Origin of the sequence: Myroides sp. DF42-4-2 (assembly GCF_030326445.1) — a bacterium.
Taxonomy (GTDB): domain Bacteria; phylum Bacteroidota; class Bacteroidia; order Flavobacteriales; family Flavobacteriaceae; genus Flavobacterium.
Map to the genome: position 1 here is coordinate 42,705 of NZ_JACAKI010000009.1, position 26,742 is coordinate 69,446.

Annotated in this window: 23 protein-coding genes; 2 read left to right on the forward strand and 21 right to left on the reverse strand. The window is 39.1% G+C overall.

What is annotated here, in order from left to right; all coding sequences use genetic code 11:
• Window positions 1-219: 219 nt before the first annotated feature.
• From HX062_RS08405 to hpt, 11 genes are all read right to left on the reverse strand, one after another.
• A complete protein-coding gene (locus tag HX062_RS08405; protein WP_286467098.1) occupies window positions 220-2,373 on the reverse strand; it encodes a S46 family peptidase in 2,154 nt (717 codons plus the stop codon).
• A 54-nt stretch (window positions 2,374-2,427) separates the two neighbouring features.
• Window positions 2,428-2,832: a monovalent cation/H(+) antiporter subunit G gene (gene mnhG, locus HX062_RS08410; RefSeq protein ID WP_182626755.1), complete on the reverse strand. Its 405-nt coding sequence runs from the start codon at window positions 2,830-2,832 to the stop codon at window positions 2,428-2,430.
• Window positions 2,825-3,100 carry a monovalent cation/H+ antiporter complex subunit F gene (locus HX062_RS08415; RefSeq protein WP_182626756.1) on the reverse strand — a complete coding sequence of 92 codons (276 nt, stop codon included), beginning with the start codon at window positions 3,098-3,100 and terminating at the stop codon, window positions 2,825-2,827. The genes mnhG and HX062_RS08415 overlap by 8 nt, the downstream gene beginning before the upstream one ends.
• Window positions 3,097-3,582 carry a Na+/H+ antiporter subunit E gene (locus HX062_RS08420; RefSeq protein ID WP_182626757.1) on the reverse strand — a complete coding sequence of 162 codons (486 nt, stop codon included), beginning with the start codon at window positions 3,580-3,582 and terminating at the stop codon, window positions 3,097-3,099. The genes HX062_RS08415 and HX062_RS08420 overlap by 4 nt, the downstream gene beginning before the upstream one ends.
• A gap of 7 nt (window positions 3,583-3,589) precedes the next feature.
• On the reverse strand, window positions 3,590-5,101 hold the full coding sequence (locus HX062_RS08425; RefSeq protein ID WP_182626758.1) for a proton-conducting transporter transmembrane domain-containing protein: 1,512 nt from the start codon (window positions 5,099-5,101) through the stop codon (window positions 3,590-3,592).
• Window positions 5,098-5,451 (reverse strand): Na+/H+ antiporter subunit C, encoded by a 354-nt coding sequence (locus tag HX062_RS08430; RefSeq protein WP_182626759.1) that lies wholly within the window; start codon window positions 5,449-5,451, stop codon window positions 5,098-5,100. Before HX062_RS08430 ends, HX062_RS08425 begins: the two co-directional genes overlap by 4 nt.
• Before the next feature lie 19 nt (window positions 5,452-5,470).
• Window positions 5,471-5,911, reverse strand: a complete 441-nt coding sequence (locus HX062_RS08435; protein ID WP_182626760.1) for a Na+/H+ antiporter subunit B — start codon at window positions 5,909-5,911, stop codon at window positions 5,471-5,473.
• Entirely contained in the window at window positions 5,892-8,210 is a 2,319-nt protein-coding gene (locus HX062_RS08440; RefSeq protein WP_286467100.1) for a putative monovalent cation/H+ antiporter subunit A, read from the reverse strand. Before HX062_RS08440 ends, HX062_RS08435 begins: the two co-directional genes overlap by 20 nt.
• A 174-nt stretch (window positions 8,211-8,384) precedes the next feature.
• On the reverse strand, window positions 8,385-9,386 hold the full coding sequence (gene obgE, locus HX062_RS08445; protein WP_182626762.1) for a GTPase ObgE: 1,002 nt from the start codon (window positions 9,384-9,386) through the stop codon (window positions 8,385-8,387).
• A 53-nt stretch (window positions 9,387-9,439) separates the two neighbouring features.
• Complete coding sequence (locus tag HX062_RS08450; RefSeq protein WP_255492396.1) at window positions 9,440-10,015, reverse strand: adenylate kinase; 576 nt, start codon at window positions 10,013-10,015, stop codon at window positions 9,440-9,442.
• Between the two features lie 33 nt (window positions 10,016-10,048).
• Entirely contained in the window at window positions 10,049-10,582 is a 534-nt protein-coding gene (gene hpt / locus HX062_RS08455) for a hypoxanthine phosphoribosyltransferase (protein WP_255492397.1), read from the reverse strand.
• Window positions 10,583-11,324: 742 nt separating this feature from the next.
• Between hpt and HX062_RS08460 the strand changes: the two genes are divergently transcribed.
• Both HX062_RS08460 and purE read left to right on the forward strand, forming a co-directional pair.
• A complete protein-coding gene (locus HX062_RS08460) occupies window positions 11,325-12,479 on the forward strand; it encodes a 5-(carboxyamino)imidazole ribonucleotide synthase (protein WP_286467101.1) in 1,155 nt (384 codons plus the stop codon).
• Between the two features lie 3 nt (window positions 12,480-12,482).
• Window positions 12,483-12,965, forward strand: coding sequence for a 5-(carboxyamino)imidazole ribonucleotide mutase (gene purE, locus HX062_RS08465; protein ID WP_182626764.1), 483 nt, complete (start codon window positions 12,483-12,485; stop codon window positions 12,963-12,965).
• 95 nt (window positions 12,966-13,060) lie between these two features.
• Here the strand turns inward: purE and HX062_RS08470 are convergent, their stop codons facing one another.
• From HX062_RS08470 to HX062_RS08515, 10 genes are all read right to left on the reverse strand, one after another.
• Window positions 13,061-13,768, reverse strand: coding sequence for a sterol desaturase family protein (locus HX062_RS08470; protein WP_182626765.1), 708 nt, complete (start codon window positions 13,766-13,768; stop codon window positions 13,061-13,063).
• A gap of 53 nt (window positions 13,769-13,821) precedes the next feature.
• Window positions 13,822-14,892: a mannose-1-phosphate guanylyltransferase gene (locus HX062_RS08475; RefSeq protein WP_182626766.1), complete on the reverse strand. Its 1,071-nt coding sequence runs from the start codon at window positions 14,890-14,892 to the stop codon at window positions 13,822-13,824.
• A gap of 10 nt (window positions 14,893-14,902) precedes the next feature.
• Window positions 14,903-15,526: a SprT-like domain-containing protein gene (locus HX062_RS08480; RefSeq protein WP_286467102.1), complete on the reverse strand. Its 624-nt coding sequence runs from the start codon at window positions 15,524-15,526 to the stop codon at window positions 14,903-14,905.
• A gap of 12 nt (window positions 15,527-15,538) precedes the next feature.
• Window positions 15,539-16,216 carry an SDR family NAD(P)-dependent oxidoreductase gene (locus HX062_RS08485; protein WP_286467140.1) on the reverse strand — a complete coding sequence of 226 codons (678 nt, stop codon included), beginning with the start codon at window positions 16,214-16,216 and terminating at the stop codon, window positions 15,539-15,541.
• Window positions 16,217-16,218: 2 nt separating this feature from the next.
• A complete protein-coding gene (locus HX062_RS08490) occupies window positions 16,219-17,166 on the reverse strand; it encodes a M28 family metallopeptidase (protein ID WP_286467103.1) in 948 nt (315 codons plus the stop codon).
• A gap of 115 nt (window positions 17,167-17,281) precedes the next feature.
• Complete coding sequence (locus HX062_RS08495) at window positions 17,282-18,919, reverse strand: pyruvate dehydrogenase complex dihydrolipoamide acetyltransferase (protein ID WP_182626769.1); 1,638 nt, start codon at window positions 18,917-18,919, stop codon at window positions 17,282-17,284.
• 9 nt (window positions 18,920-18,928) lie between these two features.
• The gene (gene pdhA, locus HX062_RS08500) at window positions 18,929-19,927 is read right to left on the reverse strand and encodes a pyruvate dehydrogenase (acetyl-transferring) E1 component subunit alpha (RefSeq protein ID WP_182626770.1); all 999 of its coding nucleotides are present in this window, start codon (window positions 19,925-19,927) and stop codon (window positions 18,929-18,931) included.
• A 453-nt stretch (window positions 19,928-20,380) separates the two neighbouring features.
• Entirely contained in the window at window positions 20,381-21,883 is a 1,503-nt protein-coding gene (locus tag HX062_RS08505; RefSeq protein WP_286467105.1) for a calcineurin-like phosphoesterase C-terminal domain-containing protein, read from the reverse strand.
• 10 nt (window positions 21,884-21,893) lie between these two features.
• Window positions 21,894-23,348, reverse strand: coding sequence for a SusD/RagB family nutrient-binding outer membrane lipoprotein (locus HX062_RS08510; protein WP_182626772.1), 1,455 nt, complete (start codon window positions 23,346-23,348; stop codon window positions 21,894-21,896).
• 2 nt (window positions 23,349-23,350) lie between these two features.
• On the reverse strand, window positions 23,351-26,584 hold the full coding sequence (locus tag HX062_RS08515; RefSeq protein WP_286467106.1) for a SusC/RagA family TonB-linked outer membrane protein: 3,234 nt from the start codon (window positions 26,582-26,584) through the stop codon (window positions 23,351-23,353).
• Window positions 26,585-26,742: the final 158 nt, after the last annotated feature.

The following is a 26,742-nucleotide window of genomic DNA, read 5'->3' on the forward strand; positions in this document are numbered from 1 at the left end:
GTTTGGTTGTGCTCTTGTTTTGCAAATAATGGAAAAACAAGGAAGGGAGTATTGCAGGTTAATTTTGAATGATGTAGGTGTGTAGTTTGTGAATAACAAAGAACGATTGTTAAAAATAGTAATCAGGACGAGACAGTACAGCACAAAAAAACCCCATCTAAAATTAGATGGGGTTCTATGTTGTTAGGCTTTTCAGAAAGCCTATATTGATGTGTTCAGTTATTTTACAACATTCATTTCATCCACAATGTGTTTTGCATCAGCAAATTTGTCGATGATGAATAGTACATAACGGATATCCACGTTGATTGTGCGTTGTAATTCTGGATCATAGATTACGTCTCCAGCCATTGCTTCAATGTTACCATCAAAAGCCAAACCAATCAACTCTCCTTTTCCATTCAATACAGGTGAACCTGAGTTACCTCCTGTAATATCGTGGTTTGTTAAGAAGTTTACAGGTAAGTGACTTTGTTTATCAGCATACACTCCGTAATCTTTTGCATTATACAAGTCGATTAATTTTTGTGGAACGTCAAACTCTTCATCTCCAGGAATGTGTTTTGCCACAGTCCCTTTTAGCGTAGTGTACCAGTTTTCTTTTGCATCATTTACTTTTTCTCCTCTTGGCAAGTCTTTTACTGTACCATAAGTTAGGCGTAAAGTAGAGTTTGCATCTGGATAGTATTTTCCTTCTGGGTTACTTTTTCTAACACCGTCAACGAACAAGCGATAAGCTTTTTGGTATTTGTCTTCTAATAGAGCTAACTCGTCACTTTTTGCGCGGTATTGTTCCATAATTGCAACCGAAAGTTTCAATAGTGGATCGTTTGCAATAGTTGTATTTGTTGGGTTCGCTAAGAAAGCTTCAATTTTCGATTTGTTTACAAAAACACTTTTTTCAAAAGCTTCGTTTACGAATTTTTGGAAATCACCGTTATACTCTTTTTGGATTTGAGCGATATAAGGCGCGATTGCATAACCCTCCGATTTTGTAGCATACAATTCTAATTGTTTCGCCAACATTTCTTTTTCTAAAGCCTCGTTTTGTCCTTCATAGATATCCTCTATATAAGCGATAAAATCATCATGCATTTCAGCTCTTTTCTTATCATCACCAGCAGCATAAGCTTCTAATCCACCTGACAAGCGGTATGGTGTAGCAGCTAAAGCTGAAGTACGCAATAAGGTCATCAAGTAATTATCGTGACGTGCCTTTGTGTTAGTTGCTTGATAGAAAGCGTTAATATCAGCGATTACGTTACCGTATTTTGCTTTATTTTCTTTTTTATTTGCCCATTTTTGGAACTCGTTTTCTGCTTTGGTTTTTGTTGCAACCGTTTGGTGTTGATTTAATGCATCAATCATCCCTTGTCTGTTTTTCCAGTAGTTTGCAACACCTGCATATTTAGAGGCATAGTTCAGACGCACAGCGTCATCTTGTCCCATGTATTTTTTCATTACGTCCATTCCCAATCTTGAACCTTCAACCCAAGCTGGATAAGCGTATTTAATATTTTGTTCAACTCCTTGTGCAGGCATCCAACGGTTTGTTCTACCTGGGTATCCCAAAATCATAGAGAAGTCACCTTCTTTGATTCCCGCAATCGAAACAGGTAATACGTGTTTTGGTTTCATTGGAACGTTATCAGCAGCATATTCAGCAGGGTTTCCCTTTGCATCTGTATATACGCGGAACAAAGAAAAATCTCCTGTGTGGCGTGGCCATTCCCAGTTGTCAGTATCTCCACCGAATTTACCAATGCTATTTGGTGGGGTACCTACTAAACGAACGTCGTTAAAGTCTTCATAAACGAAGTAGTAAAACTCATTACCTTGAAAGAATGACTTTACAGATACAGTATATCTACCATCACCGTCGTTTTCTTTTTGAATTTTAGCAATCTCTTGGTTGATTGCTTTTTCTCTATCAGCTTCAGACATTTTATCATTTATCACGCTCAAGATACGTTTTGTAACGTCATCCATGCGCACGAAGAAACGTACAGATAATCCTTTTGCAGGGCGTTCTGCTGCTTTGTCTTTAGCCCAAAATCCATTGGTTAAAATATCATCTTCTGGTGTTGATAAGCTCGCTATCTTATCGTATCCGCAGTGGTGGTTAGTTAAAACTAATCCTTGATCTGAAATGATCTCAGCTGTACATCCACCATCAAACTGAACAATTGCATCTTTCAGCGAGTGGTTATTGATGCTGTAAATTTCTTCAGCTGTAAGCTGTAATCCCATTTTTTCCATATCGCGTTGGTTCAAACGCTCAAGGAACATTAAAAACCACATTCCCTCGTCTGCCTTAACTTTGATCGGCGCTACAAGTAAAAAAGCGGTCAGTAATAGAACGATTTTTTTCATAATTATATTAGTATGTTACTTAGTTGTGCGAAGATAGTTTAATAAACAAAATAATTAATCCTTATCCTCATCAATTTTATTGTTATTTGTCTTGGGATGAATGTTTTTCCCTTCGTGTTCTTTGGGGTTATCGAAACCATATCGGTCTTTCAATTCGTCAATTACGGAGCGATTCCACAATTTTATTCCGGTCATATAAGCAGTTCTAGCGATTAAGAATGCGGCGACTGGGGAAGTGATGAACAAGAAAAACACAATGGCAAATACTTTGGTCGTAATTGAAAACTCGGAGAAGTGAATTGCCGCTGCCCCTAGAATACAACCGATCCCCAGGGTTGCTGCTTTAATGGTGATGGAAAGTCGGGTATAGAAATCGGGCATTCGAAAAATACCGATGGAGGCAATTAGGATAAAAATAGCACCTAATGTACTCAATATCATGATTAGTATATCAGTCATCTCTTTCTCTTTTATCAAGGTAAAACGAAAAGGCTACTGTACTCAAGAAGGCGATCAGCGCCATAATCACAGCAACATCTAAAAATATAGGGTTATTGGCGATCAAACTAAACAGTCCAATAAATCCAACACCTACGGTTATCAGTAAATCAATAGCCACTACACGATCAACTACAGCAGGTCCTTTTAAGAATCTAATAAAGATCAGAATCAAGGACAGGCAGATGATGGGCATCACTACGTATATCAAATAAGTTTCTACTGTCATCGTAAAATAGCTAAGAGTTTCATTTCTGTTCTTTCTTTCATGCGTTGGATAAATTTATCTTTATCTTTCAAATACATGGTATGAATAAAGATATGGCTTTTATCATCAGCAATATCGATTACCATGGTTCCTGGAGTTAGGGCAATAATATTGGCTAACATGGTAATTTCAAAATCTGTTTTTGCATCGATTTCGTATTTTATAATTCCTGGGGTGGTGTGGTAATTGGGTGTGATCACATCAATTGCCACTTGTAAGTTGGCTTGCAACATATCCACGAAGAAATAGAAGGCAAAAACAATAATTTTGGGTACGCGATAAAAGTATTCTTTATCGGCCTTATTGGAGGAGGTTTTGGTCAACATCCAGAGGATAAAAAACCCAGCTACACCTCCAAAAAAGAAATTGGCATAATTTAGCTGTCCGGTTAGGGCCACCCAAACAAACGTCAACAGGATATTAAGTAAAAAGTATTTTAGCATGTTTTCGTTATTTTATCCCTTGTAAAACTGATTCTATATAAATCGAAGGATTCATCATCTCGTGGGCAACACGTTCAGATACTTCGAAAATTAAAGGCGCATTAAACCCGATAAACAAAGACACTGCAGCTAAAGCGGCTACTGGTAAGATCAGGGCTACTTTCCCAGAGCTCACAAAAGGGGCAAAGTGGTCAATTTCTTCGCTATTGGGTTTGGGTAAATCCTTCCAAAACACTTCGGACCAAATACGGGCTACGATAAACAAGGTTATAAAGCTCGCAAAAATCAATGTCCCTAGCAAGACATATTGTTCCAATCGAAAGGCTTCTTGAAAGAGCATGATTTTGGGCCAGAATCCTGATAAAGGAGGGATTCCTACCAGTGAGAACAAGATCACGGCAAAGAGAATCGACAATTTCGGATAATCTTTATACAATCCTCCTAAGCGGTTGATGTCTTGAGTTTCTCTAATCTTTTGAATTAACCCACTCATCATAAACAAATTACTCTTGACAATTACATCGTGAATCAGGTAGAAGATCACCCCTACGAAGGCTAATTCGGTATACAAACCAAAACCAGCAATGAGGTATCCGATATGACAGACAATAAAGTAAGAAAGAATACGTCGAATATTTCGCTTATTGATTGCGCCGAGGGCACCGCTGATCATTGTTAGGATGGCAATGACAACAAATACACCAAGGAGAAAGTCATCGGGTTGGAAGACAATAGTAAACACGCGAAACATGGAGTACACTCCCATCTTGGTAAGTAATCCGCCAAAAATAGCCCCAATAGCTGAAGGTGGCGTATGATAAGAGGAAGGCAACCAGAAATACATCGGGAATACAGCAGATTTGATTCCAAATCCAACGAAGAACAACAAGGCTGTGACAGTTACAAGTCCGCGATTTTCTACAATTGCTACTTGATGTGCAAGATCGGCTATGTTTAAGCTTCCAGTAATTCCGTAAAGGATTCCGATGGCTGTTAAAAAAATGGTTGAGGCCAACATATTCATTGTAACGTACTTGACTGCGGATTCCATTTGTCTCTTCTTTCCCCCTAGGGTTAGCAAAACAAAGGAAGAGATAATCACCACCTCGAACCACACATATAAGTTGAAGATATCTCCAGTTAAGAAGGCACCTAACAATCCCATGATGAGGAAGTGAAAGATGATGAAGTAACCGTATTTTATACGGCTGATATTAATAGCGGACGTAGAATAGATCCCTACGGCCAAAGCGACTGTTGCGGTTAATAAAACCATAACGGCACTTAACGTATCAGCTACGAATGTTATTCCAAAAGGCGCTTTCCAGCTTCCGAGTTGTAAGGTAATAGCGCTGTGCTCCCAAGTGGCTGTAAACAAATTCCAACACAGGAGAAACGCAATACTATTTCCAACGATGCTTATTATTTTTTGAATTTTGACGTTTTTCCAAAAAATCAACAACACAACCGCTGTAAACATATGAGCAAATATGGGCGCTAATATGAAGTTTGAAATCATATATCTAAATCTTGAATATTAAGGGAATCTAAGTCGTCTGTTCCAGTAGTACTGTACACTTTATTCAGTAAAACAATGGCGAAAGCAGTTAAGCCAAAACTGATTACGATTGCCGTTAAGATAAGTGCTTGGGGCACTGGATCAGCATAAGCATCAAAAAACTGGGTGTGTTCTTCATCGATTATAGGTGCTTTTCCTTTGGTTAGTTCCCCCATTAAAAAGATAAGGATATTCGCTCCATTTCCCAGCATCATCAATCCTAAGAGCAATTTAACCATGCTTCGTCGAAACATGAGATAAATACCGGCTGAATACAATATCCCTACTAAAGCGACTAGTAATAATTCCATGTATAGGTATCTTTAATCATTAAACATTTTCTGCGATTGTAAAGAGGATGGTCAATACCACGCCAATTACAACCAAATACACGCCAATATCAAAAAATAGGGCAGTTCCTACGGCTCCGATAACGGCTACAGATTCGGCGAACCAAACACCTGTCATCACGGGTAATCCCACAAAAACAGGGACAAGTGCACTGATAATTGAAATCGACAACCCCAGCCCGATCAAACGCATTGGTGAGAACTGAAACAGCGCTAAGGTTTGTTTTGTACTATAGGCGAAGGAGTGTAACACAAAGGCAATGGAAGCGATTAATCCGCCGACAAAGCCACCTCCTGAGAGATAATGTCCTCGTAATAATACAAACAAAGAGAACAAAATCAGCAAAGGCAATAAATAATTCGTTGCCGTTCGCAGGATTGTTGAATCCAATACTTGATTCTTATTCGGAGATTTCTTCATCTTTCTTTCCGTATTTTAGTAGACCATATACACCTAATGCAGCGATGGAGAGTACGATGGTCTCAATTAATGTATCAAATCCTCTAAAATCAACGAGAATCACGTTTACCACGTTTTTACCTTTTGCTAGCACATAGGCATTTTCAGCGTAGTATCGACTAATTTCTTTATCTGCTGGAGACACTAGGGCTTGGAGGGTAATCAACGATATTAAAGCGCCAAATGCGATAGATACGACAGCATCTCTCACTTGTATTTTTCGGTTACTGAGTTTGAGGAAACCGGGTAGTTTAAACAAAACCAATACAAAGAGCACCACCGTTAGGGTATCAATTGCAAATTGTGTCATGGCTAAATCAGGTGCACCGTAGAAAACGAAGATCAAACAGATACAGTAGCCCACAACTCCCGTTGCTGCGATAGCAGACAAACGCGAAGGCGTATTGATGGCAAAGAAAATAGCTATTACCGTAATTAAAAATACGACTAATTCGTACACTCTAAACTCAGATAATCCTTCGGTATTCACGCGCAACGGCACATCGGCGAATAATTTATACCCGACAAGTCCGATGAAGAAAACGATTATCACCATCAAATACAAGCGGAGGTAGCCACTTTGGAACAAGCGAGTATAAGCATAGGCAAAAAGCCTAAACTTCTCGATGGCGTAACCGAAAATATGTTGAGGCGAAACGTTGCAAAAGCGCGACATAACGTCTAGGGAGTTTTTGTATCCCTTAAAGGCAAAATACAGGGCTGTACCTCCAATGATAGTTGCTCCACTCAGGGCTACAATCTCATTAAAGCCGTGCCATATAGCCAATTCCATTTCAATAGGTTTTCCACCGATAGCACGTACAACAGATCCGAGGATTTCCACGTTGACGAATTGAGGGAGAAGTCCAAAAATCAAACTCAATGCAGCCAGAACCAAAGGGGGCAGCCACATTTGAATAGATGGTTTAGGCACCTCTTGGCAATCTTCTTTCACTTTGCCGAAGAATGGTTTGATTCCCACGAGGAATCCCGAAGCCGTCAGGAATACATTGGTCACCACTGCGGCAATGGTAAACGCCAAGGCCCAAGGATTAATGGGATAATTAAACGTGGCGTCGTAAATAACTTCCTTCCCTATAAAACCAAATGTGAGGGGAATTCCTGCACTTGATAGTGCAGCGATCAAAGCGGCAGTAGCTAGTGCTGGCATTGCTTTGTACAATCCTCCCAATTGATTGATATCACGGGTATGTGTTTGATGGTCGACGGTTCCAGTAACTAAGAAAAGTGTAGCTTTGTACAAAGCGTGTACTAAAATAAAAATCGCAGCGGCATAAATAGCATTTTCTGATCCTACTCCAAGTAGAAAAACGATCATTCCCAGGGCAGAGATAGTTGTATAAGCTAATATTCCCTTCATATCCTTGCGGAAGACTGAGTGTATTGCGCCAAATAACATCGTTATACCGCCTATTAACTGTAAAGTGGTATTCCAATACAGGTGATCCCCTAAAACAGGCGTAAAACGCGCTAAAAGATATATTCCTGCTTTCACCATAGTTGCAGAGTGCAAGTAAGCCGACACAGGTGTTGGGGCTTTCATGGCACCGGGCAGCCAAAAGTGGAAAGGAAATTGGGCAGATTTTGTAAAAGCTCCCATGAACAAGAAGAACAACAAAATGCCATAAGAGCTGTGTTCTTTTAAGAATTGCGATTGTGTCAGTAATTCGTGAATGGAATAGGTTCCTGCAATACTGCCGACTACTGCGGCAAAAGAAAGCAAGAAAAACCCACCGAGACCTGTAATTCCGAGTGCCCAAAGTGCACTTTTTCGCGAGTCTTCCTCTTCGTTATTAAATCCGATCAGGAAAAAGGAAGTAATACTGGTCAATTCCCAAAATACAAATAAGGTAATTAAGTTATCTGACAGTACAACCCCTAACATGGCAGCCATAAAAAGTCCGAGAAACGAAAAAAACCGGTGAATATAAACATGTCCTTTTAGATAGTATGAGGCATACCAATAGACGAGTGTTCCAATTCCTGTAATCAAGAGGGCGAACAACAAAGCTAATCCATCTAGCTTGAAGTCAAAAGCAATACCCAAAGAGGGTACCCATTCATTTCTAAACATTACTATTTCCTTTCCAGACTTTATTTGTGGTATAAAGGATAGGAAATAGATAAAAAGACCGAACGGTAGTAAAGTTAATAATCCTGTAAACTTAGAACGTCCTAAACCCTTCAGGAAAAGTGTACTAAAAGCTAGTACAAAAGTGAGTAAAATAATTAATAGCATAAATGAGCTTTATTTCTCTTTTTCCGAATATTTCAACTGAGGGTAAATATATAAAAAAATCAAAAAAAAACTAGAAAAAGCCAAGAAATGCGTCTTTATTTAACAAAACTATAACCATTTAAAAGCAGGTATATCCATAAAAAAAGCGAGATTGAAAAATCTCGCTTTACAGGCTTAGTTAGTTAACATTTGCCACAATCTATCTTTTAATTCTTGCAAACCTTGATTAGCAACTGCCGATATAAACATATAGGGCACGCCTTGTAAAGTTTGATCGAGTTCTTCTTTCATCTCTGCTTTTAGCTCTTCGTCGAGCATATCAGATTTAGTAATCACCAAAAGGCGGTCTTTATCGAGCATTTCAGGATTGTATCTTCTGAGTTCATCTAGCAAAATCTCATATTCTTTTTGGATATCTTCTGCATCAGCAGGAACCATAAAAAGAAGGGTTGAGTTTCGCTCAATGTGGCGCAAGAAATAGTGACCTAAGCCTTTTCCTTCTGCTGCACCTTCAATAATTCCAGGAATATCAGCGATTACGAACGATTTAAAATCGCGGTAAGCGACGATTCCCAAATTGGGTTTCAAAGTTGTAAACGGATAATCTGCAATTTTGGGTTTAGCTGAAGTTAAGACAGACAACAAGGTTGATTTTCCTGCATTGGGAAAACCTACTAACCCTACATCTGCCAACACTTTTAACTCGAGGATAATGTCTAGTTCTTGGCCAGGCATCCCTGGTTGAGCATAACGAGGCGTTTGATTTGTAGACGTTCTAAAGTGCCAGTTACCTAACCCTCCTTTACCCCCTTTTCCTAAAATGCGCTTCTCATTGTGTTCGGTAATCTCAAAGAGAACTTCTCCTGTTTCTTTGTCTTTTACAACAGTACCCAAAGGCACTTCGATAACTTTATCTTCTCCGTCTGCTCCTGTACTTCTTGAACTTCCTCCATCTCCTCCGTGTCCCGCTTTAATGTGGCGCATGAATTTTAAATGGTACAATGTCCATAGCCCTTCATTTCCGACAATATAGACATGACCTCCTCGTCCACCATCTCCACCGTCAGGACCTCCTTTTTCAATAAATTTTTCTCGGTGCAAATGCGTAGAACCTCTTCCACCTTTTCCTGAGGCTACATAAATTTTTACGTAGTCTACAAAATTCCCTTCAGTCATCTTTTATTTTATTACCTTGTCTTTGTATTTGTCTTTCGTTTGCAAAAGATCGATTAGATCAAGCGGTCAATCACAGCGCTTAATCGCGTTGTAATTTCTTCAACGCTACCAATTCCATCTACGGAATTGTAACAGTTTTTTGCCGTATAGTACTCAATTAATGGCGCAGTTTTTTCATTGTATTCTTCATAGCGACTTCTGATGATTTTCTCATCTTGATCGTCTGCTCTTCCACTTGTTTTTCCGCGCTCGAGGATACGTTGTACCAAAACATCGTCATCAGCTTCTAAACCAATTGTTCCTACAAAACGAATGTTTTTTTCTTTTAATAAAGCTTCTAAAGCTTCTGCTTGTTGAATGGTACGCGGAAATCCATCAAATAAAAACCCTGCTTTATCCATGTTTTTCTCTACCTCATCTGCAAGCATATCAATTGTAATAGAATCTGGGACTAATTCTGCTCTATCCATAAAGACCTTGGCCTGTCTTCCTAATTCTGTTCCGTTTTTTAAGTTATAACGAAATACATCTCCAGTAGAAATATGAGTTAAATTGTATTTTCCTTTTAGAAATTCTGCCTGAGTACCTTTACCTGCACCAGGTTTTCCAAATAAAACTATTGCAATCATGCTACTATACTTTATTTATGCTGTTACTGTTTATTATTCTTTTATCTGATAGATAGCCGGGATATTTCTTCCATGCTTGTCATAATCCATACCGTATCCTACGATAAATTTGTTCTCAATTTCAAAAGCGACGTAGTCCAATTTAATATCTTTGGTATAGGCTTCTGGTTTTAAACACAAGGTACAGATTTTCAATTCTTTTGGACGTTGTTGTTCGAAAAGCTTTTTCAAGGCTACCAACGTATTTCCAGTATCTACAATATCTTCAATGATAATTACACGGCGATCAGTTACGTCAATGTCCAGTCCTAATAACTGATTGACTTGATTTGTCGATTGGGTTCCAATATATGAAGCCATCTTGACAAAACTCATTTCACACTCGCCTTTATAGTGCTTCACTAAATCGGAAACAACCATAAAAGATCCATTCAAAACACCAATAAAAACTGGCGTTTCTCCATTCATGTCTTGCAGTATTTCACTTGCGATCTCTTTGAGTCTCTCTTGAATTTGTTTTTCAGAAATGAAAGGAACAAAAGTCTTGTCTAAAACTTGGATTTCCATAAACAATTGAATTGATAATTTGCAAATATACAAAAAAGATACACCACATTTATACACCTTAGGTAATGAATTCCAAACAAATTCATAGTGAAATTCGAAAAATTACTTTGAATAACAGCTCCCAAGACGGTATGTTAACCAATAGTTAGGGGCAAATCTGAACAAAGAAAACAAGCTAGAAATAAATATTTTCCCTCTTCTTCGGTTTTCCAATCATTAACAGCAGTAAGATTCCCTCTCGCAAATACCGCATTTTTTTTTCCTTGGCATAACTAGGGAAGAGCTTTAGTACTATGTAAGGATAGTACCTAAAAAAAAACGTAGCGCTTTCTACAAACGCTACGTCTAAAACAAACTAATTCAATCTAACTCTAAAACCAAAGCTAATAAGTTTTATTGTTAAGATTACTTTTTATACACCAGATCAAGGGCATATATTATTTTTTAATACAATATACCTTAATTATATTGTTTCAAATATAAGTTAATTTTTTAACTAACCAAGCGGTATTTTAAGTTTTTTTTCACACTACTATTTTTCTATTATCTCGGTTTGTATCTCCCCCACCCTAATAAAGTTCAATAAAACCAGATATTAGATACTACTTACCTATTCCCGCTATGCATCGATCAAGCGGTTATTTTAATTCTTTAGGGGTTGTTTACTGACTTTTTTTGTTGGGACTATATGTACACCATTTGAATTAGTATATCTTTGCACAAACACAATTACAACAACACAATGAATTATTATTCAACTGATTTTCGCTTGGGAATATTAGGTGGTGGACAACTGGGAAAAATGCTTTTGTACGACACCCGCAAGTTTGACATTGCTACTTTTATCTTGGATCCAAGTAAAGAGGCGCCAGCACAATATGGTGCACATCAATTTTTTCAAGGGGATTTAATGGACTATGAAACGGTATATCGCTTTGGAAAAAAGGTAGATGTTTTGACCATTGAAATTGAAGGTGTTAATTTGGATGCCTTAGATCAATTACAACAAGAGGGAATAAAAGTATACCCTGCGCCTGAAACGTTGCGTTTGATTCAACACAAAGGCAAACAAAAGGATTTTTATACTTCTCATAACATCCCTACAGCTCCCTATACACGTTACGCAACTAAAGAGGCACTACAAGTCGCAGTCAATGAAAATCGCATTGCCCTTCCTTTTGTATGGAAATCGGCTCAATTCGGTTATGATGGCAATGGAGTAAAAGTGGTTCGTTCGGTTGAAGACCTAGCGGGATTACCGGAGGTGGAGTGCATTGCAGAAACAATGGTTGCCTTCAAAAACGAATTAGCGGTTATTGTAGCTCGTTCAGCCTCTGGTGAAATTAAAACATTTCCCGTTGTAGAGATGGAGTTTCACCCTGAAGCAAATCAAGTGGAATACGTGATTTGCCCAGCGCGCATTGATGAAAAAGTAGCGGACAAAGCAAGAGCAGTTGCACTAAGTGTCTCTGAAAAATTTAATCATGTTGGTTTATTGGCGGTTGAGATGTTTCAAACGCAAGAAGACGAAATTCTAGTTAACGAAGTAGCACCACGTCCACACAATTCAGGCCACTACTCGATAGAAGCAAGCTATACCTCACAATTTGAACAACATATTCGCGCTATTTTAGATTTACCATTGGGTAATACAGACAGCAAAGTAGCGGGCGTCATGGTTAACCTAGTAGGTGCTGAAGGATACACAGGACAAGTATATTACGAGGGCATGAACGAAATTCTTGCTATTGCAGGTGTTACCCCTCACATCTACGGAAAACAAGAAACCAGACCTTTCCGCAAAATGGGGCATGTTACCATTGTGAATAGCGATATGGACAAAGCGCGAGCAATCGCACAACAAGTGAAAGAAACCATCAAAGTAATCAGTCAATAAATTATGAAAATAGCTGTAGTAATGGGCAGTATCTCAGATATGCCTATCATGCAAGACGCCATTGATATTATCAAAGAATTTGGCGTTGAAGTAGAAGTAGATATCGTTTCTGCACACCGTACTCCTGAAAAATTAGTTGAGTTTTCATCTCATGCACATAGCAGGGGTATTCAAGTAATTATCGCAGGCGCAGGCGGAGCCGCACACTTACCGGGTATGGTAGCGTCTATGTCTCCCCTTCCCGTGATTGGAGTACCAGTAAAGTCAAGCAATTCAATTGATGGTTGGGATAGTGTACTTTCTATTTTGCAAATGCCAGGTGGTGTACCTGTTGCAACCGTTGCATTAAATGGAGGTAAAAATGCAGGTTTATTGGCTTTGCAAATTTTGGGAAGCCAGAACCAAGAACTCCAACAAAAAATGATCGCTTATAAAAACGGACTGAGAGAAGCTGTTTTAAAAGCAGCGGCAACGCTAAAACAATAGTAAAAACAGTGATACACACGTATCAATTAAGATAAACTAAACCAGTAGTTCTACGAGCTGCTGGTTTTTTTTTGCCTAAGTTCAAGCACACAAGATTAAATTTTACTTGTACGAAAGAGTCGATCCCATAAGGTAGTATAAAAACCGAAATTTGTTTGGGGATCTAAGTGATGTCTATTGTGAAAACTCGCTGTTCCCAACCAACTCACCCAGCCTTTAGTTCGCAAAGCTCTAACTTTATTAAAGTGACCTATGGTTCCCCAAATCACGTTGATTATCAAATAAATACCAACCGCAACATAGTGAAAGGGATATACATAGAGAACGACAAGAAGCATAGCTCCAAATCCAAGAGCTTCAAACGGGCTCAACACAAAAAGACTCAATGCATTTACCCCGATATGTTCGTGGTGCTTTTGATGAATAAAGCGATACAACAACTTAGCATGGGCTAGTTTGTGAAAACAGTACATCAGGAAATCGACAATCAGAATCAAAACTAACAATTGAATCAGGACAACGCCCCACTTTGGTGCGGTAAAATCGACGATCAAATAGCCCTGTTTCCAGGTAAAAGCACCCAAGACAAAAACCAATACGTTACAGCCCCAAGTCGAGAGTACAGCCCACACATCAGATCGTACAATAGGTTGAACGTCGTTGACCTCAACGCTATTCTTTCGCAACCGATGCCAAATTACATAGAGAGACAAAGAGGCTAGTATCAAAGCTAAATTCAGCACTGCTCCTAAAGCTGTGATAACTTTGAAATCACTGTGAAATAACTGTTCGATTTGACTCATGTAATTCCTATTTATAAAAAAAAATCCTTGCTAAACAACAAGGACTTCTTCATCTATTTTGTTTTCTTAGCCTCGATATACTGACTAACTGTTTTAATTTCTTGTTCCTTTTTCTTCGGATAGATCAATAGAATGTCTTCTTTATCCACGACAATATAATCACTTAATCCGTCAATTATCACACGTTTTCCTTTATCTGATCTCACGATGTTATTGGTAGCATCATTGAAATATACGTCTGCATTAACGACTGCGTTATCTGAGATATCTTTGGGTAGCTTGTCGTAGAGCGACCCCCAAGTACCGAGGTCATTCCAATCAAAGGTCGCTGGCAAAACGTAAACGTTATTCGCTTTTTCCATTACCGCATAGTCGATAGAGATATCTGCTGCCTTGGAGTAATTTTCGTCTATAAAAGCCTTTTCTTGATCGGTATTAAGTAAATCATACCCCGCGTCAAAAAGCTCGCTCATTTCGGGCTGAAAATTAGAAAAAGCATCTAAGATCGCACTAACACTCCACACAAAAATACCCGAATTCCACAAGAAGTGTCTACTTTGGATGAACTTTCTCGCCGTGACGTAGTCTGGCTTTTCTCTGAATTGAACTACTTTTTTAATTGGTCTTGAGTCTAGTTTATTGAATTCAATATAGCCGTATCCCGTATTGGGAAAAGTAGGGAGTATACCCAAGGTCATCAAGACTTGATCTCTTTCGCACACATCAAAGGTACGTTGTAAATTAGAGACAAATTGAAGTTCATCTTCAATCCAATGGTCGCTAGGTGCAACTACCATAACCGCATCAGGGTTGAGCTTTTTTATCTTCATCGCTGCGTACAAAATACACGGTGCAGTATTTCGCATGGCAGGTTCTAGTATTATATTAGTAGATGCTACAGCTGGCAATTGTTCTTGAACGATTGTTTTATAATTCTCATGCGTCAAGATCAAAATATTTTCTTTTGGGATTAACTGAGACAATCGCATAAACGTTTTCTGGATCAAGGTTTCCCCTGACCCTAACATATCGTGGAACTGTTTGGGGAATTCTGGAGTACTAACTGGCCAAAAACGCGAACCAACTCCTCCCGCCATTACAACAGCATAATAATTCGAACTCATACTATTCTTCTTATTGTTTTACAACATAATGTGTCATCATTTCAACTTCGGCGTTTGCCTTGAAGACAAACAATCGCCCTGTTGCTACTTCTAAACACTCAAATCGTTTTACTCGTAAAGGACCTCGTTTAAACACCTTGCCATTATGCGTTTTGAAATGACTTCCCAAGGGTATTTCATATACAAAACACTGGTTACTGCCTTTTTCTACTGCATCATACATGCGCATTGCGATAGACAAGCGCTCATCAGTATCACTACTTGCAGCGGGATTTCTAAAGTGATTGGCCAATAAAGGCAACAATCGATCTGGAAAGACCTCTGGTCGTAAAAAAGGCAACATGAGTAAGCGAAACGTTTGCTTCCACTCCACACCATGCGGTTTGATCGTTCCTCCATACTTCTGAAAAGCTACTAAGTGTGCAATTTCGTGAATTAACGTCATCAAAAAACGGTAAGGATTGAGATTGGAGTTGATCGTAATCAAGTGTTTGCCGTCCAATCCTCTCGTATAGTCACCGTGTCTTGTTACCCTTTCATTCACAATTTTCAGGTGAATGTGGTAGTGTTTAATCAATTCAAAAGCTGCATCTAAAGCTTGTTCTGGTAAATAGGGTTTGAGTATCGTAATCAATCTATTGTTTTTTTAAGGGGTGGTACTCGAAGCTTGCAGTACTTTACCATTAAAATATTTATTTCCCGTAAGTGCGAAATCACAAATGTATTCCCCAATTTCTTCAGGCATTAAAGGCGCTTGATAACCCGGAAAGGCTTCTTCTAACATTTCCGTTTGAACAGCTCCTAAGGCAATTACATTAAAAGAAATCCCTTTGTCCTTGTATTCTTCCGCGAGGAGTTCGCTCAAAATAATCACTGCTCCTTTACTCGAGCTATAGGCAGCTAATCCGCCAAACTTCATTGTCCCTTGCACACCTCCCATACTGCTGATAGTCACCACATGGCTATTTACAACAAAATAGGGAATACACAGTTGAACCAAACGAGCCAGTCCAAATACATTTACTTTATAAACCCACTCGAATTCATCTTGTGTTATTTCTTCAAAAGGCTTATTCACTAAAGCACCGGCATTGTTAATCAAAATATCTACATGCCCCCATTGGGTAGCGACATAGTCTCTTACTTGCTGCAAATCTGCTTCTACTGTCAGATCAATTTCCAAACAAGTTACATTTTCAATCGCTGCTAATGCAGCAGCTTTTTTTCGAGAAACGGCTAAAACTTTATGCCCTTTTTCCGCTAGTATTTTCACTGTTTCTAATCCAATACCGCGGCTTGTTCCCGTAACAATAATATGTTTCATCATTAGTTTTTCAATCTAATTTCACCAGAGGGTAAGTTAATCAATTTTTCTACGACAGGAACAAATTTCGCTGTAAGTTCAGTCATAAAAGGTATATCCATTAGATGGGCTTCGTCCTTGACGTGGTGGTAATATTTGAAGTTTTCAAAATCTGAAGAACTAAACGTCTGACTTGGTATTTTATAGGCTAAATAAAACGGGTAGTTATCTGAGCGTTTAAACAATTGCATTTTTTCTGCTTCTTCAAATCTACCTGCGAGATTTTCGCCTGCTATTTCATTAATTTTAGCGGCTAGGTTGCTTTGGTCATAGCCAGTAATAAAGGTGGTATACTCACGAGTCATCGGCACACCTAACATTTCGAAATTCAGCATAAGCACAACGTTTGCCTCTTCACTTTTTAAGCGATTCGCCAAGTGTTCTGATCCTAAAAGGCCTACTTCTTCAGCAGTAAAAAAGCACACTAACACGGTGCGTTTCATGTCTTTTTTGGAGAGGTTACGCGCTAATTCCAATAGGATACTAACACCTGAGGCATTGTCATTCGCACCGTTAGCAATCGAATCTCCAGCAATGGCCGTTTGAATTCCTATGTGATCGTAATGCGCACCGAGAACCACAATTTCATTTTTCAACTGAGGGTCTTTTCCCGGAATAACTCCAACGACATTCCACGTATTCGCTACCTTAGTCAGTTCATCTTCGTATCGCTCAAAATAAGGTTCAATACCGTATGCTTTCAACTCTTTTGTCAAGTAGGTTGCCGCTTTGATATTCCCTTCTTTTCCTGAGTCTCTGCCCAATAACTCATCAGACGCTAAGTAGTTTAACGTCGTGCTTATGTTTGTAGCGGATACCTCCTCTTTGCGTTGTTCCGATATAGTCGTCGTCGCAGTACAAGAAGCCAAAAAAATTGCTCCTAAAAAACTTATATACTTCACTTTTAACATGCTCCAAAAATACAAAATACACTTCTTATTTTACAGTGTTTTTGCATTAGTTTATAGTAAAAAAACAAAAAAAGCTTGCAAATTGCAAGCTTTTCATTTATTTCCGATGTATTGATTAGGCCAGCATGGTAACTGGGTTCTCAATATAACTTCTCAGCGTTTGTAAGAATTGCGCTCCGGTAGCACCATCGACTGTTCTATGGTCACAAGCCAAAGTAACAGTCATCGTATTTCCAACAACTATCTGACCGTTTTTAACTACTGGTTTTTCAACGATAGCCCCTACAGATAAAATTGCAGAGTTCGGTTGATTGATAATTGATGTAAACGATTGAATACCAAACATTCCTAAATTAGAAACTGTAAAAGTACTGCCATCCATTTCTGCCGGTGTCAGTTTCTTTGTTTTCGCTTTACCTGCCAATTCTTTTACTTTTGCTCCAATGTGTGTTAAAGACATCTGATCTGTAAAAGGCAATACAGGTACCACTAAACCATCTTCTACTGCTACAGCAACTCCAATGTTGATATGGTTATTAAAAATCGTTGCGTTATCTGTCCATTGTGTATTCACTTGTGGGTGTTTACGCAAGGCCATCGCACAAGCTTTCACTACCATATCATTGAAAGACACTTTTGTATCAGGCATTTCATTGATTAACTTACGAGAAGCCATGGCATTATCCATATCGATCTCGATAGTTAAGTAATAGTGAGGAGCTGTAAATTTAGATTCGGCTAAACGACGAGCAATTGTTTTGCGCATTTGTGAGTTTTTCACTTCTTCGAAGCTTACCTCACCAGCAGGGATAAATGGTTTCACCTCTGGCGCAGTTGCTTGAGCAGCTGGGGCAACTGATTGTGCAGGAGCTTGCGCAGTAGCTGGAGTGAAGTTTTCAACGTCGCGTTTAATAATGCGTCCGTTTTCTCCTGTTCCTTTTACTTGTGCAAGGTTAATTCCTTTCTCTTCAGCAATTTTTTTAGCCAAAGGCGAAACGAATACACGTCCTCCATTTGATGATGCCGCAGGCGTTGCTACAACTTCTGCTGCAGGTGTAGCAGCTTTTGGTGCTTCAACAGGGGCAGCTGTTTCTGCTGGAGTTGCGACAACTCCACCATTTTTTGCTCCTTCTACTAGGGCCGTAACATCCGTCCCAGCAGGACCTAAAATAGCTAAAACGCTGTCAATAGGCGCTGATTCACCTTCTTGAATTCCTACATATAAAAGAGTTCCTGCTTCAAAAGCTTCAAATTCCATTGTTGCTTTATCTGTTTCGATCTCTGCTAAGATATCTCCCTCTTCTACTTTATCACCTACCTTTTTTATCCAGCTTGCAACAGTACCTTCCGTCATTGTATCACTTAAACGGGGCATTGTGATTACTTTTACTCCCGCAGGAATTGCTGCTGGAGCAGGGCTAGCCGTATTTTCAACTGCTTTAGGCGCTTCTGCTTCCACTGCTTTTTCAGCAACAGGAGCTGATCCACCACCTAATAGTGCAGTGATATCTTCACCTTCTTTTCCAATAATAGCAAGAAGCGAGTCAACTGGAGCAGCTTCTCCTTCTTGTAATCCAATGTATAACAATGTACCTTCATAAAAAGATTCAAATTCCATTGTTGCTTTGTCTGTTTCAATCTCAGCAAGGATATCACCTTCTGAAACCTTATCTCCAACTTTCTTTAACCAAGCCGCAACAACACCTTCTGTCATGGTGTCACTTAAGCGAGGCATTGTAATTACTTCTGCCATATTATTTTATTATAATCTATGAGGTAAAAAAGGGTAATTTTCTTGATCGTACACCACGTCGTACATCACATTAAGGTCTGGGAACGGAGATTCTTCAGCGAATTTCTCACATTCAGACACTAAATCTTTCACGCGTTGATCCATTGCTTCGATTTCGCTTTCTGTAGCGTAACCGTTTGCTTTGATCACATCCAACACTTGTGTAATTGGGTCGATTTTTTTGTACTCTTCTACTTCTTCTTTTGTGCGATAGTGTTGTGCATCGGACATAGAGTGCCCTCTATATCTATACGTTTTCATCTCTAATAAAGTAGGTCCGTCACCACGACGCGCTCTTTCGATCGCTTCGTACATTGCTTCGGCAACTTTTACAGGATTCATTCCGTCAACAGGACCACTTGGCATTTCATAACCTAATCCTAATTTCCAGATTTCAGAGTGATTCGCCGTACGCTCAACAGATGTTCCCATTGCATATCCATTGTTTTCAATAATGAACACCACTGGCAACTTCCAGTTCATTGCCATATTGAAAGTCTCATGCAATGATCCTTGACGCGCAGCACCATCTCCAAAGTAACACATCGTTACTGCTTTTCTATCAAAATATTTATCTGCAAATGCCAATCCAGCTCCTAGAGGAATTTGTCCACCCACAATACCATGTCCTCCATAGAAGTTGTGCTCTTTAGAAAAAATGTGCATCGAACCTCCCAATCCTTGAGAAGTACCTGTTCCTTTCCCTAACAACTCCGCCATAATTCTTCGTGGATCAACACCCAATCCGATTGGTTGTACGTGATTTCTGTATGCTGTAATCATTTTGTCTTTTGACAAATCCATTGCGTGTAAAGCTCCAGCCAAAACCGCTTCTTGCCCATTATACAAATGTAAGAACCCTCTTACTTTTTGTTGAATATATAAAGCTGCAAGCTTGTCTTCAAACTTTCTCCAAAATAGCATGTCTTCATACCACTTTAGATAAACTTCTTTTGTAATTTCTTTCATATGACTTTACTTTTCATGAGTAGAAAACCTACTCTAAATACAGACTTTGCTAAATACCCACTATTACTGTGGATAGGCAAAAATAGCACATCTACCTTAGATTGAAAAATTTATTTGAAGTATTTTAAATTAGAACAATTATTCTTTATATTTTTTAAGAAAATATTTAATTATCCTCGAACATTTCCTCTTAACAATACTATTAAATTAAGGCATCGACTTGGTTTGAAACCAATTATTCACAGTAGATTCAAGCTTTTTATAACAAAGATGTAGAAGAAGCAAAGGACGTATTCATTTTCTAAAATTTACCAAGAGGATCAAGTAGATCTTTCTATGAGCAACGACCTTTTGCAAACGTTCTTTCTCAGGGGCCTCTATTGGTAAAAAAACTAAGCCCTTCTGGAGATTATCTCTTCAAAGGGCTCAATTCACGCTTAAAATAAAATATAATTAGGTAATTACTTCGGTATAGGTATTCCCAAAGCGATCAGTTACCACAACGGTAATGTTTTTCGCTTGGTCTGAGGGGCAAAACAAAAACATATGATCAGTCAATCCTGGCTCCACCCATTTTCGTTTTACGGGTAATTTAGGTCCTTCGTGCAGTTGCATACTCAAGGGATCTTTGGCTCTAACTCGGACCAAGGCTCCTTTTTCTACGCCATCTTCCAGCCAAACCCCTGTCCAATGTTCATCCCAATTCCAAATATTTACACTCCAATTGCCTGGGAAGTCAGGGTGTTCATCTTTTTTATACACCCTAAATTGGGTTTCCTTAGGAAGTCCTGTTCCCTTGTAGTACCAGCTAAGTGCTGCACCGTTGACTTCGTATACCCCATAGCCACTCGGCGTTCCATCTTGACAAATCGGACCACTCCACCAAGCACCACAAACTGTGCCATGGCAATGTTCGTATAGGTTGTCATTCAGTATAATATTTTCATTAAAATGAGTATGTCCAGACATGAGATGCGCGTGATAAGGCGCTAGCAAGTTGTACAAATGCTTGCGATTACTAACCATAGCACCGAGTGATTTCTCGGCAGGATAGCGTTCGAAATGCCTTGTAAAGGACGGAATATGTTGAAATACAACTACCGTACTCCCATGGGGCACAAGAGCGAGGTCTTGCTCTAACCACGCCAACTGGTTTTCGGTAATATATCCGATATACTCTTTGTCTTTTCCGATAAAAAACACATCGTTAAGCACAACATAATGAACGAGTCCGCGGTTAAATGAATAGTACTGTGGCCCATACATTGTGGTAAAAGTAGACGCAGATTTTTCGTCACTTCGCTGTTCTAAGTCCGCATCGTGGTTTCCGAACACTTGAAAAAAGGGAATTCCCGTTTGTTGTACCGCTTGATTGTATTTGGCCGATAGTTGATGTTGATCCCAGATCAAATCACCACATCCCACGCCAAAAACATGGGGGCTATTCAACTGCTTTACTGTTGCTAGCGTATCAGGTACAGTCTCACTCAACAATTGCTCTGCTTCTTCCTCTTTTTGGATTTGCGGATCTGCCCAAACAATAAAATGGTGTTTATAATCAGATTCTTTTACTGGTTCGAGGGCAAAAAAATGTGGACTCGTCTGCTTTTGTTTTTGTATTTTTTGGAAAAACAAAGCTGAACCATTGGCTTGTTTTTCTATACTATATCCTGCTGGAATTGAAATAAATACAAACTGCGATTGAGGAGCAGACTGGAAGCTGTAACTTCCAGCGGCATCCGTTTGGACTACTTGATATCCATCAGAAACCACCACTTGAGCTAATCCCTTGCCATGAACAGTCACTTTACCCGTTACCCTCACGCTTTTTAACTCATCCCCACTCTCATTAGTGGTAGAATTCAATATTCCTGCTGTAGCCTCTTGAAGAGGAAGGATAGAAACGGCTCCCGCTGTTAGGGCGACATTTTTTAAAAATTTTCGTCTTGAGTTCATCGTTTACCGTTTAATTTTGCCACCAAATTTTCACATTTATATCATCTCCCCCCATCTTCTGCACTTGTAGTTGGTAATTGGTTTTGTTTTTTGTTCGAATATCCAACGGATACGGGAAACGTGAAGGCATTTGTCCGTCATTCATCATGGCATTCGTTTGAGGTAATTTAGGAAACCCCGTACGTTTATATTCAAACCACTGCTGATAATCATTCATATACAAAGCGTAATACTTTTGCAGCATAATTCGCTCCAAGGTTCCGTCGTATTCCGTATTTGGATTAGCGAAATAATCTAGAGGAACTTCGGTTTCATGGAATTTCATTGCGGCTTCAACCCCGCGTCTATAAAACTCTTCCGCCCCAGTTATGTATCCTTTTTGCGCTAATTCTGCTTGTATAAATAAAATTTCTGCATAAGTTACTAGAGGCGTTTTAGTCGGATTAGCTGCCATTTTATTGTTCAGGGTAGAAGCTTCATAGTCAAACTGCCCATCGGATCCTTCAAATGCACTTGGAATTCCTTTATAGCCAATATTCACTTTCTTCTTATTTTCCATTCTCGTGGCTTGTGTTGCAAATACAGGCAGACGCGGATCTTTAAACGCATTTAAATTATCGATGAAAAAACTAGCCATTTTCTTGTTTAATGTAAAATCTTGAATACGGCTCCAAGGTGATATATTCGGCGTTACCCCCGTAATGATCAAGGTTGCTTCTTCTTCAGAAGATGAAATAATCGGATAAGTGATAGGATCATTTAAAATAGCTAGCATTTTAGGGTAAGCCTCTTTATGGGTTTTATTTGATATACGCAACAACAAGCGCAAGTGCAAGCTATTGGTAAACTTTTGCCATTTAGTCAAATCATTGTTAAACAATATGTCTTGATAATAGACCATTCCTCTTTTAGTATCATATAAGCTATTGGCGCGAGTTAAATCAGCCAATAGGCTATCGTATATTTTTTCTTGATCATCAAAAGCGGGGTAAATCAACCCTTCACCACCTTTACCTGCATCGAAGTAAGGCACATCGCCAAACAGATCCACAAGGTTCGACGCCATCCACACGCGCAGGGTAATTCCGATAGCTTCATAATTGCTGTCTTTCGTGCGAACCGCTGCTTGTTCAATATCTTTTGCCGTTTTCATCCAACGGTAGTAGGTATTCCACGGAGCAGCCCCAATGTTATCCGACAAATTATAGTGCTGAATACCATAGGACGATTGCGGAAAAGTCACAATATCCTGCATTAATTCACTGTTGTATGACCAGCTGCGATACATATTGCTCGTTGCAACTTCGTAAATCAACGGATTTAATAAGGTTCCTGGACTGATTTCTTGTAGTCGATTGGGATCGGTATTGGTCTCGTCAAAGGTAGTTGTACATCCGACAAGTTGTAGAGCAAAACAAGCGAATACGCTCACGTACAACAAAGAAAGTATTTTATTTTTTCGCATAATTAAAATTCTAATTTAAGGTTAAACCCATAGGTTGCAGGTGAGGGTAATTGCCCCATCTCTACACCAGGCATCATAGATCCTCCATTTAACGCCGCAGTTTCGGGATCAAAAATGGGAAAGCTCGTTAATGTTGCTAGGTTTCTTCCAAACACAGATACAGATAATCGCGTCATTTTCAATTTATCCAATACTGATTTAGGGAAGTTGTATTCAATACTCACATCGCGAACTTTCAAGTAAGAAGCATCAAAACTATTGGATTCCAAATTGGCTCTTCGATAGTATTCACCGTAATATGCTGCTGGATTGACTTTGGTCGTATTTGGAGCGAATGTACCGTCTTCGTTACGCACAACCCCCTCACCAATAATAAAGCCTTCCTCTCTTCCATATAGGGTATGTCCTAATTTTCCTTGTTCAGACATTTTATGGTGGGTTTGAGAATAAACTTTTCCTCCATAGGAACCATCTAAGGTAAAGCTCAATGTGAAGTTTTTGTATTTGAACGTATTGACCCAACCCGCAGTCCAATCGGCATAAGCACTACCGATATACTCTACTTCTTTGGATTGTTCAGGCAATCCTTTATCTGTATAGACAATTTGACCTTCGTCATTGCGTACAAATTTATAACCATATAAATCCCCCGTGGTTCCTCCCACTTTACCTATAATTTGAGCAGTTCCTGATTCTGCAAGTACTTGTTGGTCTCCTCCTTCTAAATCAGGTGATAAAGACAATATTTTATTGTTGTTCTTCGCCCAGTTTAGCGTGGTATTCCACGTAAAGGATTTTGTTTTAACTGGTGTTGCGTTTACCACAACCTCAATACCGCGATTTCGAACCGTTCCTGCATTTACAAAGGCTCTTGAGTAGCCTGTTACTAGATTTAGTGGTATGGTAATGAGTTGATTTTTCGTTTTAGTTTCATATAATGTTAAGTCGAATCCCAATCGATTTTTAAACATTCTGTGTTCATATCCGATTTCAAAACTCTGAGTTCCCTCCGGTTTCAAATCGATATTGTGCAATGTCGTTGGTGCTGTTGCTGAACTTGGAAATTCGCTGTTTTCATAATACAATTTTGTTTTATAAGAAGACGTTCCATTTCCAACATCTGCATAGGAAAAACGCAACTTTGAGTAATCAATCGCATGAGGTAAAACCAAGATATCGCTTAGCACTACACTTGCATTAAGAGAAGCATACATGAACGACCAGTTCATCTCAGGCAAACTACTCGACCAGTCGTTTCTCAGCGTACCGTCTAAAAAGATCATATTTTTATACCCTACGGATGCCATTCCGTACAGGGAGTTTACTTTTAGGTTCTCATCTGCAATTTTTGTACTGGGCTTGTCTTTACCATTGGCAATCATATACACCCCAGGCGTTACCAATCCTCTTACCCAACTCGCATTGCTATGCCATTTAGAGTCGCGCATATTCCCTCCTAATGACAATCCATAGGTAAAAACATCGCCTTTATCTTCTGTATAGCTCAACAAGAAATCGGTGTTTATTTCGGTAAAATTAATCTGCTGTGTTTTAAAATAGCCTTCGCCAAACTTGGTGGTATTGTATGGACGGCGCTCTTCGCGTTTGTCTGCTCTTGAATTGATAGCTCCTCTTAACATCAACTTTAATTTAGGAGCTAAATCAATATCAGTAGACAAACTACCTACGATGGTATTGGCATTTACTGCATTGGTTGTCTCGTAGGCGATTAAGTATGGATTTTCGATATAGGAACTAAATGGGTGAATTTGCTCCAATTGATATTTGTCTTTTTTCCAAATAGGTCTGTACCAATCCAAGTCCACATTGGGATTTTGGAAGATCATAAAGTAACCAATGGTGTGATTCCCATATCCTGTACCCGGCAAATTATCACTACTTCTGTTGCTATAGCTAACATTTGAGTTTACCGTTACCCCTTTTGCAATTTCGTACTTGGCTTTAGTTGCAATAGTGGTGCGATCAAATCCAGTATTAGGCATGATCCACTCATTCTTAGAATGTGTAATTGTAGCGCGAATACTTCCTTTGTCATTTCCACCAGAAAGCCCTAAGGAGTTTGTAGTCGTTAAACCTGTTCTCCAAAAATCTTTAATGTTATTTTTATAAGGTCTCCACAAGGTGCGTTCTTCACCTTGACCTTCTGTGGTTGGGTCATACTGAAAGTAATATTGTCCATCAAATTTAGGTCCAAATGCACTACTCGTACTTCCTGTATTAGCTCCATCTTCAGAGGTACCATAGGAATAGAATGGATCTCCGTCTTTATTAAAACTCTTTCCCGATCCTTGTCCGTACTGGTATTGATAATCGGGCCAATGTTGAATCACATCAAAGCTGACGTTTGAATTGAAGCTAACCCCCAATCCTTTGTTCTTTTTCCCTCCGGATTTAGTGGTGATCATCAACACCCCATTTCCAGCTCTTGATCCGTATAAGGCTGCTGCACCAGGTCCCTTTAAAACGGTTATACTTTCGATATCATCTGGATTAAGATCAGCAATTCCATTTCCATAATCAACAGGTGCATCATCGCCAATATAGGCAGTTTCAGATCCACTCGACCACAAGTCACCACCTACAATCACACCGTCAACAACAATCAATGCTCCATTAGCTCCTAAATTAACAGAGCGATCGCCTCTAAGCTTGATCTGAGTTGAATTCATCGGACCTGAGTTAGAAGACAACATAGTCATCCCAGCGACCTTTCCTTTTAGTTCGTCTGACCAGTTATTGGAACGTGCGTGATTTAATTCTTCGCCATTGAGCGTTTGTTGGGAATACCCCAACTGTTTTTCTTCTCTTTTAATTCCTAAAGCCGTAACGACTACTTCGTTTAATACACTTGTGGTTTCTTTTAGTTGTACGGTTAGAAAGTTTAGATCGCCCACAGATAAGGTTTGGGTTTCAAAACCTAAAAATGAGATCTCCAAAACAGTCGTTTTCAAATCATCATACGGCAGGCTAAATTCTCCCTCCAAATTGGTTTGCACCGCTTTTCCCGTAGTCAAATTGCGAATCACAGCTCCTGGTAGAGCTAAGTTTTGTTGATCGACAACTTTTCCACGAATGACATTTTGTTGGTTAGCTGAGGCGGAAATCTTCTGCCCTTGAAACTGATCTTCTCTAGCATAAAGTGTAGCTGTAGAAGAAAACAGCATGGCGCTAAGTAAAAAAATTAGGCTTGTTGTATTGCGCTGATTTTTTTTCATACTAAGGTTGAGTAATTAATTCATTTTATGCTGACAAAACAAATCAATTCTATTCTTAAGCGCAATTAAACTCAATTAAGCTATGGTTAACCGATGTAAACTTTTAGTTATGAAATTTTGGAAATGGAAAGGATCAGAACAAAAAAGAGACCACAAAA